The organism is Plantibacter sp. VKM Ac-2876 (assembly GCF_015350715.1).
In the GTDB taxonomy this organism is placed as follows: Bacteria; Actinomycetota; Actinomycetes; order Actinomycetales; family Microbacteriaceae; genus Plantibacter; species Plantibacter auratus.
The window spans coordinates 845,736-856,956 of the sequence record NZ_JADKSI010000003.1 but is presented as its reverse complement, the minus strand read 5'-3'; the positions used below and the strand labels follow the sequence as shown (position 1 = coordinate 856,956).

Here is an 11,221-nt window from a genome sequence, read left to right as displayed (position 1 = left end):
GGCGCCGCCACCGAACTCACCCCCGTCACCGTCATCATCCGCACCGACCACGACACCCTCGAAACCGGCATCGGTGCTGCCACCATCGACGGCATCGACGAACCCATCGGCCCCGGCGCCCTGCGCCGCCTCGCCGCCGACGCCAACCTCATCCCCGCGGTGCTCCGCGGACCATCCCAGGTCCTCGACCTCGGCACCAGCACCCGACTGTTCTCCCGCGGACAGAAACTCGCCCTCGCCGAACGCGACGGCGGCTGCGCCTGGACCGGCTGCACCCACCCACCCTCCTTCACCGAAGCCCACCACATCCGATGGTGGTCCCGAGGCGGCCCCACCAACCTCGACAACGGGATACTCCTCTGCCCCTTCCACCACCACCGCATCCACGACGACCACTGGACCATCACCATCCAAAACGGCATCCCCTGGTTCATCCCACCCAGCCACATCGACCGACACCAAACCCCCATCCGAGGCGGACGCATCCACCTCGCCGCCTGAACCACGGCACCCGTCTGCCTGCACACCCGCCCGCCCTTCGACAAGCTCAGGGACCGAGACGGGACACCATCGCGCAGAGCCAACCTCTGCGACCGACGCCGTCCTCGACAACCCGGCCATCCCGGTCCCTGAGCCTGTCGAAGGGCCCACGAACATCCGTCGCACCTGCCCTTCGACACGCTCAGGGACCCTGAGCCTGTCGAAGGGCCCACGAACAACCGCCCCACCTGCCCTTCGACAAGCTCAGGGACCGAGACAGGAACCGCCCTGCCTCGACAAGCTCTGGCACTGACGCCGTCTTCGACAACCCGGCCACCCCGGTCCCTGAGCCTGTCGAAGGGCCCACGAACAACCGTCGCACCTGCCCATGGACAAGCTCAGGGACCGAGACAGGAACCGTCCTGCCTCGACAAGCTCAGCGACCGGATCACCCGACCCCTAGCACGCGATGACGGGAACAGGTCAGCGGTCGAGCGCACCCACCCCTCAGCCGGCCGAAGGGCCGACCATCCAGCGCACCGCCACCGGGGGTCAGCCCGCGGCGACGACCTCTTCCACGGCCACCCGCGCACCGACGTCCGCCAGCCGCGTACGGGCCGCGATGAACGCCTCGCGCAACCGCGCGTCCGATCCGAGGTCGCCGAACACGACCTGCAGGTCCAGGAAAGCCCCAGGGCGCTCCGCCTCCTGCGCGACCGCCGACTGCAACTCGGCCAACCGTCGATCGACCGGGGCAAGCTCCTGCCCGTCGTCTCCGACACCCTCGATGAACCGACTCCACGCTGCGAGGACGAGCGCCGAGCGCGCGATCCCGCCGCCGGTCCGCAACTGCTCACGGACCACCGGGAGCAGGAACTTCGGGATGCGCTCCGAACCGTCGACGATCTGCCGCGCCAAGGTGTCCTTGATCGCCTCACTGCCGAACCGGCGCATCAGCTCCGCACAGTACGCGTCGATGTCGATCCCCGGGACCGGCGCGAGCGTCGGCCGCGCCTCCTCGTGCATGTAGCCGAGGAGGAACCGGGAGAACAGCTCGTCACGGCAGACGTCGTGCACGTACGTCTCCCCCGCCAGCAACCCGAGGTAGCTCATCGCCTGGTGGGAGGCGTTCAACAACCGGAGCTTCATCAGCTCATACGGCTCGACGTCTCCCACGAGCTGCACGCCCACCTGCTCGTACGGCGGACGGCCGTCCGAGAAGTCGTCCTCGAGCACCCACTGCTCGAACGATTCCGAGAGCACCGGCCAGCGGTCGTCGATCCCGAACCGCTCGGAGACGAACGCACGCTGCTCGTCCGTCGTCGCCGGCGTGATGCGGTCCACCATCGAGTTCGGGAACCGCACCTCGGCACCGATCCAGGTGGCGAGCGCCGGGTCGATGCGCTCGGCGAAGGCGAGGATCGCCGTCCGGGCGACGTGCCCGTTGCCCTGGATGTTGTCGCAGGACATGACCGTGAACGGGACCGCACCGGCGTCGCGTCGGGCACGCAGGGCCGCCGTGATGAACCCGAGCGGGCTCTGCGGCAGCGCGCCCGCCGGCAGCCCGTCGAGGTCCGCGAGCGTCGCACCGTCGCTCGGCTCGAAGGCCCCGGTCGCATCGGTCACCCCGTAGCCGCCCTCGGTGATCGTGAGCGACACGATCCGCGTCGACGGATCGCTCACCCGCGCGAGGACCACTTCCGGGTCGTCGGGAGCGAACAGGTACTCGACGATCGACCCGACGACGCGCGCCTCGACCTCGCCGTCCGGACTCGTCGTCACGAGGGTGTAGAGCCGATCCTGAGCACCGAGCGCGTCCCGCATGGCGGCGTCACCGGCCAGGGTGCCGACGCCGACGAGCCCCCAGGACGCGTGCTCGTCGCCGGGGAGCCCGAGTACGCGGTCGACGAACATCGCCCCGTGCGCCCGATGGAAGGCGCCGACCCCGAAGTGGACGATGCCGGGTCGGATGGCCGAGCGGTCGTAGGCGGGGACGGCCACCCGCTCGTCGAGATCGGTGAGGGTGGCGTCGGAGAGCTGGGTCATGTGGTGCCTTCTCGTCGGTGAGCGGGTTCCGGGTGGTGCAGGTCGAGGGTGCTGCGGCTGCAGGGTGGTGCGGGTCGAGGGTGCTGCGGCTGAGGGATGAGTCAGACGCCGTGGGTGGACTCGGTCTCCACCGGCGTCGACGCGTCGAGCGTGACGATGCGGGTGGCGCGCTGCTTGGTGGCGTCGACCAGACGGGCGTTCGGCTCGTCGACGCCGAGCACCCAGGCTTCGGCCTCGTCGCGCGGGTGGCCGTGACCGAGGCGTCGGGCGATGAGTCGGTCACGGCGGACCTCGTCGTCAACGTCGACGTACCAGGACTCGTCGAGATGCGCGGCGACGCCCTGCCAACCGTGATCGTCGAACAGGAGGTAGTTGCCCTCCGTGATCACGAGCGGCACCTCAGGACGGACGAGGACGGCACTGCCGATCGACGCCTCGAGCGAGCGGTCGAACCGGGGTGCGTAGATCGGTGTGCCCGGTGACTCGGCGGTGCGTCCGGCACCGGCGAGGCGGGAGAGCAGCGCGATGTAGCCGTCGACGTCGAAGGTGTCGGGGGCGCCCTTGCGGTCGCGTCGCCCGAGGCGGACGAGCTCGGCGTTGTCGAGGTGGAAGCCGTCCATGCCGACGATGACGGCCTGGTCGCCGAGCGCGGCGGCGATCGCGTCGCTGACGGTCGACTTACCCGCTCCGGGCGCACCGACGATCCCGAGGATCCGGCGGGACCCGGTGGCGGCGAGCGAACGGGCGTGATCGATGAGGCCGTCGAGGCCGGTCCCGACGGTGGTCGTGGTGCCGCTCATCGTGATGCCTGACCTCTCCTGGATGCCGACCGGTCGCGGTCGCGCCGTCGCCCGACTCACGGTAGGTCCAGGGGATGCGTGTGTCAACACCGGATGTCACCGGTGTCATGATCTGCGGCGGAAATCCATGTCACGGGTGACATGGCTGTCATTCCGTGGTTATGATGCTCCCGACCCGGTGCACCGACGCACGGGCCTCATCACGTCGATCGGACCACCTCATGACTGACTTCAACGGCCGCACCATCCTCGTCACGGGAGCGAGCGGCGGCATCGGCGGCGCGACCGTCCGCCACCTCGTCGCAGCGGGCGCGCAGGTGATCGCCTCCGGTCGCAACGTCGAGCACCTCGACGCCATCGCCGCCGAGACGGGCGCCGAACCGCTGCCCTTCGACCTCACCTCGGAGGACAGCATCCGCGACGCGATCGAGGGACGCGACATCTGGGGCGTCGTCAACTCCGGCGGTTGGGGCGGCGAGATCGCCTCTCCACAGGAGACCGACATCGACGTGTTCGACAAGGTCATCAGCATCAACGCACGCGGGTCGCTGCTCGTCACCAAGTACGCGTCCCGCGAGATGATCCGCCAGGAGCGCGGCGGCGCGATCGTGAACGTCTCGAGCCAGGCGAGCCTCGTCGCCCTCTCCGGCCACATCTCCTACGGCTCGTCGAAGGCCGCGCTCGACAACATCACGCGGGTCTCCGCCCTGGAACTCGGGAAGTACGGCATCCGGGTGAACGCCGTCAACCCGACGGTCGTGATGACGCCGATGTCCGCCTGGTACTGGGGTCGCCCCGACATCGAAGGCCCCTTCCTCGAGGCGATGCCGCTCGGCAAGTGGGCCACCGAGGACGACATCGCCGGCCCGATCACCTTCCTGCTGAGCGACGCCGCCGGCATGATCTCGGGCGTCTCGCTGCCGATCGACGGCGGCTACACCGCGCGCTGACCCGATCCGGCAGGACCGAACGGGAGGGACCCGAGCATGGCCACGATGCGCCAGATCGCCGCGGCCGCCGGCGTGAGCGCGAAGACGGTCTCGCGGGTCTTCAATGACGACCCGCACGTCCTCCCGGCGACGCGAGAACGGGTCGAGACGATCATGCGGGAGCTCGACTACGTACCGAACTCCCTCGCGACGGCGTTCCGCTCGGGCCGTCCGTCGGTGATCGGGGTCGCCGTCCCCGACATCGTCGACCCGTTCTTCGCCGAGATCGCGCGTGCGGTGGAGCGGACGGCGCGCGATCACGACATGTCGACGCTCGTCACGAGCCTCGGCGACGACCCGGACCGCGAGCGCGCGGTCCTCGAGCCGATGCTCCGGCGCCAGCTGGCCGGAGTGGTGCTCGCGCCGATCAGCGACGACCAGAGCTCACTGGCCGCGTGGGCGTCGCGGACGCCGTTCGTGTTCGTCGACCGCGCGCCGGGTGGCCTCGCTGCCGACGCGTTCACGCAGGACGACTTCGGTGGCGCGTTCGCGGCGACGACCCACCTCGTCGAGCACGGCCACCGCCGGATCGCCTTCGTCGGCGACGAGCTGGCCCTGCCGACGACCGCCGAGCGGCTGCGCGGGTACCGGGCGGCACTCACCGAAGCCGGGCTGCCCGCCGACGAGGAGCTCATCGCCCTCGGTGCGGCGACCCGCGAAGGGGCGGCGCGTGCGCTGGCGGCGGTCAGCTCTCAGGCGACGGCCCTGTTCTCGTCGAACGCCGTCTGCACGATGGCGTTGCTGCCCGCACTCGCCGAGCAACCGCTCCCACTCGTCGCGTTCGGAGACTTCCCCCTGGCCGAGCTCCTGCGACCGTCGGTGTCCGTGATCACGCAGGACCCGGAGGCCCTCGGCCGACTCGCTGCGGAACGGATCATCGACCGACTCGACCGCCCCGACGCGCGATTCCGCCGGAGCACGGTCCTCCCGGTGCACCTGGTCGAGCGTGACTCCTGCCGGGTATCGCCCGCGGTGCGCTGAGCCCTCCCGGCTAGTAGCTCAACGTCGCCGGCGCGAGCTCCGCGGTCTGGTCGCCCACGCGGGTCGGGTCGCGCGGGTCGAGGCGCCGGACCTCGCCGACGTCCGCGAGTTCGTCGAGCTCGATCCAGAAGACGTTCGGGCTCCGTGTCGAGCCGAAGTAGTAGACCCGGTTCGTGAGGTCCGCCCCGGCCCGCCACCACGTCGGGTACACGTCGCCCGTCGAATACGGCGCGCCGTACGGCACCGACACGTTCGCGATGAGCTGGAACACACCCGCCACCGCCTCGACGGTGTCCGCCGGCTCCGGAAGGTAGTGGAGGAAGTAGGAGGCGCGCACGAAGCGGTCGACCGAGGTGATGTCGCCGGGAGGCGGCAGCTCGCCGCCGAACGGCCGGTAGCGGTCGCGGTTCGCGATCTGCTCGTCGAGGCTCGGCGAGTTCGCCATCACGGTGAACTCGCGGCCGTGGTGGACGACGAGCCGGCCGTCGATCGGCTCGATGATCGCGGAGTCACCCGATGCGTCCTCGAGCGCGATGTGGATCCCCATCTGCAGGCCGCGGAACATCGGGGACGTGATGCGGACGGTGTCGATGTCGGCGATCGCCTCGGCGACCGAGGCGTAGGTGTCGAGGAGGTACTGCACCCAGAGCGCGTTCGAGACCGTGGGACGGCCGTCGGGCTCGGCGAACGTCACGTCCTCCGGGTCGAGGTAGAGCGCGTGTGCTCCGAGGCCGGCCGTGTTCAGGCCGTCGACGGTCCCCATCCCCCACATGCTCGTGACGACACTGCCGTACCGGGAGGTCCACCGGTGCGAGGTGGCGTCGCCCGTGCCACCTCGGTCGGTGCCGCTCGGGACGAACCACAGCTCGGGTTCGTCGCTCTCCGACCAGTCCATGCAGCGGCTGACCGTCTTGGCGACCGCGTTGTCGTTCCAGAAGATTCGAGTGCACACGCGCTGAGAATACTCCGAGCGCGGTGCTCGCCGGAGGGGCTATCGCCCACGCAGTGCCGCCGCCTCGCTGAGCCATCGGCTGTACAGGTCCCAGGGGTCGACGTCGCGGGCGACCGAGGCGATGTGGGCGAGCAGTCGAGGCGACCCCGTGAACCATTCGGATCGTTCGAGGCGCTCGCGGGCGAACTGTTCGTGACGCGCACGCTCGACGTGCCGGTCGCCGCGTTCGAAGGCGAGCAGTTCGTCGTGCCAGATCGCGGCGAACCGCTGGCGTGGATTCGTCGTGGTGCCGATCTTCACGCGGTCGCCGTGGCGCAGGTAGTAGACGACGTCGATCCGCGGCCGGGCGAGGTCGTCGTCGGGCACGTCCCCGTGCCGCCACTCGCACGCGGCGCACAACCAGGCGGACGGGTAGTGCCGGCCGAGCCGCGAGCCGCACATGATGCACGGCGAGGGCAGGGCGTCGACCACACCCCATCGGCGCTCCGCCCAGTCGGCGGCGAGGGCCAGGTGATCCTCGCAGAGCGCGACGGGCGCGTCGACCGGTGCCGCGGCGTCGCACCCGGGTTGTACGCATCGTCTGTGGGGCATCTCCCGAGTGTCCCCCACCCCGCCGACACCGGCCTCCGCTCACGGACGGGACGCGTGGCCCGCGCGCTCCCGGCTGGGAGACGATCGGGTGGCCTCCCAGCCGATGCGCACGTCACAGCGCGATCGCGCGAGCCTCCTCGTGGGAGCGGATCGCCGCTCGGTAGATGTCGTGGGTGAGCGCCGCCTCCTCGGGGCGCGCCGCCCCGAACCGGTCGCCGAGGGAGCCGTGTCGCTCGGCGAGGAACACGGCCCACATCTGGAGGATCGTGTCGGAGAACCCGGACTCGAAGTTCGGGCCGGTCACCGTCGGCCACACCGACTGACTCCCCGCGTCGAGCTGCTGCCACACCTGCTCCCGACCGCCGCCCGGGATGTCCCGCACCGCGAACACCTCGACGAGCTTCGGGTTCTTCGTGCTGAACCGGACCCCGCCGTCGAGACCGATCGCCTCGAACTCCCACGTGTTCTTCTGCCCGGGATCGATGCGCTTCGTCTCGGTCGTCAGCGGGAAGCGGACACCGTCGTGGGTCGCCCAGCTGTGCAGCACGGCGTTGTCCCAGGTGTCGCACGGCACGAGCGAACCGTCGGGGCCGGGACGCTCGGTGACGATGTTCTGCAGCACCCCGTACACGCTCTCGGGTGCCCAGCCGAGCCGCAGCGGCACGTGCCAGGTGTGCATGCCGAGGTCGTTCATCACGCCGGCCTCACCGCAGAACTGCGTCTGGCGCTTCCAGTTGATCTGCTTGCCCCGATCGATGTCACTCGAGTGCAGGAAACTGTTGCGCGCCTCGACGATCGTGCCGAGCGCCCCGGACCGCACGTAGTCGATCGCCAGCTGCGCTCCCGGGAAGAACGGCATCTCACTCGAACACCGGACGAAGCTCTCCGGGTGCTCGGCCATCGCCGCGAGGACGGACTGCGCGGCCGCCGCGTCGATCCCGAAGGGCTTCTCCGCCAGCAGGCTCTTCCCGGCCCGGATGACGTCAGTGTAGATCTGCTCGTGGAGGTCGTGACGCACGGCCACGTAGACGACGTCGACTGACGGGTCGGCCAGCAGCTCGTGGTAGTCCGTGGTCTTCGTGACGACCGTGTCGATCTCGTCGAACCAGTCGAGCGCCGCCGGGTTGATGTCGCAGACGACCGTCAGTCGCGGTCGCACCGGGTGGTCGATGAGCGCCGGCCAGCGCTGGATGGCGGCTGCGATCTCGCGCCCCATGAGTCCGCCGCCGATGATCGCGACGTTGACGCGCTCCGCCGTCGCCCGGTCGGCCGTCACCTGGTCGGCGCTCATGCGCGAGCCGCCTCGAGGATCGCGAGGCCGGCGTCGGCGTCGGCGCCGTCGTGCAGCACCGCCATGAGTGCCGCGGTGATGGCGGCCGGATGCTCGTGCTGGATGATGTTGCGGCCGTAGACGATGCCGCTGACCCCGGCGTCGAGGACGGCGACCGTGCGCTCCAGCAGTGTCCGGTCGTCGACGCGACCGCCGCCGCGGACGAGGACGGGGATGTCTCCGGCGACTTGCACGACCCGCGCGTACTCGGTGATGTCGCTACTCGGGTCGGCTTTGATGAGGTCGGCGCCGAGTTCGACCGCCTGGCGCACGAGGGTGACGATCTTCTCGATGTCGCCGTCCACCTGGTACCCGCCGGCCGTCGTGTTGTCCTGCATGACGAGCGGTTCGATCATGAGCGGCATCCCGTACCTGGTCGCTTCGCGGCGCAGGGCCATGATCGAGCGGATGTTCGCCTCACGGACCTCGGGGTGGTCGGGGATCTGCATGAGGTTGACGCACACGGCGACGGCGTCCAGCCGGACTGCCTCCTCGATCGCGTGCGGCACGTGGTGGCTGTAGAGGATCGAGTCGAGGGGGTTGCCGTAGACGTTCGCGACGTCCGTCCGCAGGACGAGCGCCGGCTTGTCCTTGCCGGGGATCTGCTGCAGGAGACGGGCCTGCCCGAGGGTCAGCTGGACGGCGTCCGGGCCCGCGGCGACGAGCGTGCGGACGACCTCGCCCATGTCCTCGATGCCGGTGATGAACGAACGCTCGCCGAAGAACCCGTGGTCGACGGCGACGTCGAGCGCGCGACCGGATCGGGCGTTGAAGAGACGATTGAGGCGGTACAGCGACATTGCGGCGGCTCCTGATCGTGACGGGGAGGGTTTCCGAATCGTCCCTCGGTGTGTCACAGTAGTGGCCTGAGACAACGTTGTCTAGCTTGCGCCGGGTCAGCCCCGGGGCGAAGAACGGAGGGTCCATGGGCGAGATCGTCGTCGCCGGTCACATCTGCGTCGACCTGTCGCCAGGGCTCAGCGCGAGCGCACGCATCGATCCGGGCGCCCTCATCGACACCGGCCCGCTCCGCATCTCCCTCGGCGGATGCGTCGCGAACACCGGCCTGGCCCTCGCCGATCTCGGGAGCACGGTGCGCCTGCACGCGACCGTCGGCGACGACGAACTCGGTGCGATCGTCGCGTCGCGCATCGCCGCGCACGACCGGCTGCACCCGGCGCTCGAGGTCACCGACCGGGCCGCGACCTCCTACAGCGTCGTCGTCGAGCCCGCCGGCCTCGACCGCACCTTCTGGCACCACACGGGCGCGAACGAGGTGTTCACCGGCGAGCACCTGGCCGTCGGCGACGCGGACCTCGTCCACCTCGGCTATCCACCGCTGCTCCCCGGGATCGTCGCCGACGAGGCGGCTCCCCTCGCGAGGCTGCTCGAACGGATCCACCGACACGGTGCGACCACCTCGATGGACCTCGCCGTCGTCGACCCCACGAGCGCCGTCGGCGGACTCGACTGGGAGGCGATCCTCCGGCGCACCCTGCCGATGACCGACATCGTGAGTCCGAGCGTCGACGACCTGCGTTCGGCGCTCGGCACGCTCCGTCTCCCGGCCGGGACCAGCGCATCACCGCTGGCCCAAGCCGCGGCGTTCGCGGACCTCCTGCTCGCCTGGGGTGCCGGCGTCGTGGCGATCTCGGCCGGCGAGGACGGTCTACTCCTCCGGGCCGCCGGTGTCGACCGCCTGCGCCTGGGCGGACGGATGCTCGCACCGCTCGCCGAGGCCTGGGCCGACGTCGACCTCGTCGCGCCGCCCGTCCCCGCACCCGCGTTCGTGTCGACCAACGGCGCCGGGGACGCGTCGACCGCCGGTCTGCTGTTCGCGATGTCGCGCGGTGCCTCACCGGCTGAAGCGGCGGAGCTCGCGGGCGCGAGTGCCGCTGCGACGATCGCGGGACGCCGTCCGACGGCGGCCGAGATCACCCGACTGCGACCCGGACTCAGCGGGCTCTTCAGGGCCACGGGGGCGGACGAGCCGGTCGCGTGATCCCCCATACGCCAGGATGGTGAGCATGCGCAGCTCCCGACCCCCGACCATGAACGACGTCGCCGCGGCGGCCGGGGTGGGGCTGAAGACGGTGTCGCGGTATGTGAACGGCGCGACGAACATCAACCAGGAGCTGTCGGAACGGATCGGCGCGGCGATCGAGGCCCTCGGCTACCGGCACAACCTGGCGGCCGCGAGCATCCGCCCCGGGCGGTCGAGCAAGGTCATCGGGCTCATCATCAGCGACCTGGCGAACCCCTATTACTCGGTGCTGGCACGCTCGGTGGAGCGCGTCTGCACCGAACACGGCTACCTGCTGATGTCGGCGAGCTCCGAGGAGGACGCCGACCGGCACCGCCTCCTCGTCGACAGACTGGTCGCGCAGCGCGTGGACGGCCTCGTGGTCGTGCCGCCACGGCAGGCGACGACGGCCTGGGCCACGAGCACGATCGTGCACGTCCCGATGGTGCTCGTCGACCGACCGACGGGGCCGCTCGAGTCGGTCGAGGCGCACACGGTGCTCGCCGACAACGCGGGCGGAGCGTCCCGGGCGACGGCGGCCATGCTCGCCGCGGGCGCACGACGGGTCGCGTTCCTCGGTGACTCACTCGAGCTGTACACGATGCGCGAGCGACTGGCCGGCTACCACCGGGCGCTGGCCGAGGCCGACCTCGGCGGCGCGACGGGGACGGGTCCGATCGAGCCGATCGTCTCCGACGGCGCCCACTCCGTCGAGGACGCTGCGGCGGTCGTGGCGGGGTTCCTGGCGTCGGGCGAGGTGGACGCCGTGTTCGCCGCGAACAACCGGGCCGCGATCGGGGCGGTGCAGGCGTTCGCGACGGCCGGGCGACGGCTTCCGCTCGTGGGGTTCGACGACTTCGAGGCTGCACCGCTCGTGACGCCGGCGGTGTCGGTGGTGGCGCAGGACGTGGCGCTCATGGGCCGGGTCTCGGCGGAGACCCTCCTGGCACTCATCGCCGGCGAGGCGGGCCCACCCGTGACCCACACCCTCGACGTGCGTCTGGAGCTGCGCGGTTCCGAGCGCTGACG

General features: G+C 70.6%; 11 protein-coding genes. 5 read left to right on the top strand and 6 right to left on the bottom strand.

Annotation, left to right across the window (positions count from 1 at the left end; genetic code table 11):
• Nucleotides 1-501: HNH endonuclease signature motif containing protein (locus ITJ62_RS16505; protein WP_194604388.1), on the top strand; the 501-nt coding region annotated here is incomplete at its 5' end.
• A 531-nt stretch (nt 502-1,032) separates the two neighbouring features.
• Here ITJ62_RS16505 and ITJ62_RS16500 read toward each other — a convergent pair.
• The gene (locus tag ITJ62_RS16500; RefSeq protein ID WP_194604385.1) at nt 1,033-2,526 is read right to left on the bottom strand and encodes a mannitol dehydrogenase family protein; all 1,494 of its coding nucleotides are present in this window, start codon (nt 2,524-2,526) and stop codon (nt 1,033-1,035) included.
• 101 nt (nt 2,527-2,627) lie between these two features.
• Nucleotides 2,628-3,326 carry a nucleoside/nucleotide kinase family protein gene (locus ITJ62_RS16495; RefSeq protein WP_194604383.1) on the bottom strand — a complete coding sequence of 233 codons (699 nt, stop codon included), beginning with the start codon at nt 3,324-3,326 and terminating at the stop codon, nt 2,628-2,630.
• Between the two features lie 221 nt (nt 3,327-3,547).
• On the opposite strand from ITJ62_RS16495, the gene ITJ62_RS16490 reads away from it, so the two are divergent.
• Both ITJ62_RS16490 and ITJ62_RS16485 read left to right on the top strand, forming a co-directional pair.
• Nucleotides 3,548-4,276 (top strand): SDR family oxidoreductase, encoded by a 729-nt coding sequence (locus ITJ62_RS16490; protein WP_064296395.1) that lies wholly within the window; start codon nt 3,548-3,550, stop codon nt 4,274-4,276.
• A gap of 36 nt (nt 4,277-4,312) precedes the next feature.
• Nucleotides 4,313-5,296 carry a LacI family DNA-binding transcriptional regulator gene (locus ITJ62_RS16485; RefSeq protein ID WP_194604380.1) on the top strand — a complete coding sequence of 328 codons (984 nt, stop codon included), beginning with the start codon at nt 4,313-4,315 and terminating at the stop codon, nt 5,294-5,296.
• Nucleotides 5,297-5,306: 10 nt separating this feature from the next.
• Here ITJ62_RS16485 and ITJ62_RS16480 read toward each other — a convergent pair whose 3' ends face one another.
• The 4 genes from ITJ62_RS16480 to ITJ62_RS16465 all read right to left on the bottom strand — a co-directional run bounded on the left by ITJ62_RS16480 (nt 5,307) and on the right by ITJ62_RS16465 (nt 8,969).
• Nucleotides 5,307-6,248 carry a linear amide C-N hydrolase gene (locus ITJ62_RS16480; RefSeq protein ID WP_194604377.1) on the bottom strand — a complete coding sequence of 314 codons (942 nt, stop codon included), beginning with the start codon at nt 6,246-6,248 and terminating at the stop codon, nt 5,307-5,309.
• A gap of 39 nt (nt 6,249-6,287) precedes the next feature.
• Nucleotides 6,288-6,839 (bottom strand): GIY-YIG nuclease family protein, encoded by a 552-nt coding sequence (locus tag ITJ62_RS16475; protein WP_194604374.1) that lies wholly within the window; start codon nt 6,837-6,839, stop codon nt 6,288-6,290.
• 112 nt (nt 6,840-6,951) lie between these two features.
• Nucleotides 6,952-8,130, bottom strand: coding sequence for a Gfo/Idh/MocA family protein (locus ITJ62_RS16470; RefSeq protein WP_194604371.1), 1,179 nt, complete (start codon nt 8,128-8,130; stop codon nt 6,952-6,954).
• On the bottom strand, nt 8,127-8,969 hold the full coding sequence (locus ITJ62_RS16465) for a class I fructose-bisphosphate aldolase (RefSeq protein WP_194604368.1): 843 nt from the start codon (nt 8,967-8,969) through the stop codon (nt 8,127-8,129). The genes ITJ62_RS16470 and ITJ62_RS16465 overlap by 4 nt, the downstream gene beginning before the upstream one ends.
• Nucleotides 8,970-9,094: 125 nt before the next feature.
• On the opposite strand from ITJ62_RS16465, the gene ITJ62_RS16460 reads away from it, so the two are divergent.
• Together ITJ62_RS16460 and ITJ62_RS16455 are read left to right on the top strand one after the other, a co-directional pair.
• Nucleotides 9,095-10,171, top strand: a complete 1,077-nt coding sequence (locus ITJ62_RS16460) for a carbohydrate kinase family protein (RefSeq protein ID WP_194604366.1) — start codon at nt 9,095-9,097, stop codon at nt 10,169-10,171.
• A gap of 25 nt (nt 10,172-10,196) precedes the next feature.
• Entirely contained in the window at nt 10,197-11,219 is a 1,023-nt protein-coding gene (locus ITJ62_RS16455) for a LacI family DNA-binding transcriptional regulator (RefSeq protein ID WP_194604363.1), read from the top strand.
• Nucleotides 11,220-11,221 lie beyond the last annotated feature (2 nt).

What these genes read in the sequence shown, in the direction of transcription:
- ITJ62_RS16465 (WP_194604368.1), bottom strand. Translation starts at nt 8,969, where the DNA reads ATGTCGCTGTACCGCCTCAATCGTCTCTTCAACGCCCGATCCGGTCGC.
- ITJ62_RS16470 (WP_194604371.1), bottom strand. Translation starts at nt 8,130, where the DNA reads ATGAGCGCCGACCAGGTGACGGCCGACCGGGCGACGGCGGAGCGCGTC.
- ITJ62_RS16495 (WP_194604383.1), bottom strand. Translation starts at nt 3,326, where the DNA reads ATGAGCGGCACCACGACCACCGTCGGGACCGGCCTCGACGGCCTCATC.
- ITJ62_RS16455 (WP_194604363.1), top strand. Translation starts at nt 10,197, where the DNA reads ATGCGCAGCTCCCGACCCCCGACCATGAACGACGTCGCCGCGGCGGCC.
- ITJ62_RS16475 (WP_194604374.1), bottom strand. Translation starts at nt 6,839, where the DNA reads ATGCCCCACAGACGATGCGTACAACCCGGGTGCGACGCCGCGGCACCG.
- ITJ62_RS16460 (WP_194604366.1), top strand. Translation starts at nt 9,095, where the DNA reads ATGGGCGAGATCGTCGTCGCCGGTCACATCTGCGTCGACCTGTCGCCA.
- ITJ62_RS16490 (WP_064296395.1), top strand. Translation starts at nt 3,548, where the DNA reads ATGACTGACTTCAACGGCCGCACCATCCTCGTCACGGGAGCGAGCGGC.
- ITJ62_RS16500 (WP_194604385.1), bottom strand. Translation starts at nt 2,526, where the DNA reads ATGACCCAGCTCTCCGACGCCACCCTCACCGATCTCGACGAGCGGGTG.
- ITJ62_RS16485 (WP_194604380.1), top strand. Translation starts at nt 4,313, where the DNA reads ATGGCCACGATGCGCCAGATCGCCGCGGCCGCCGGCGTGAGCGCGAAG.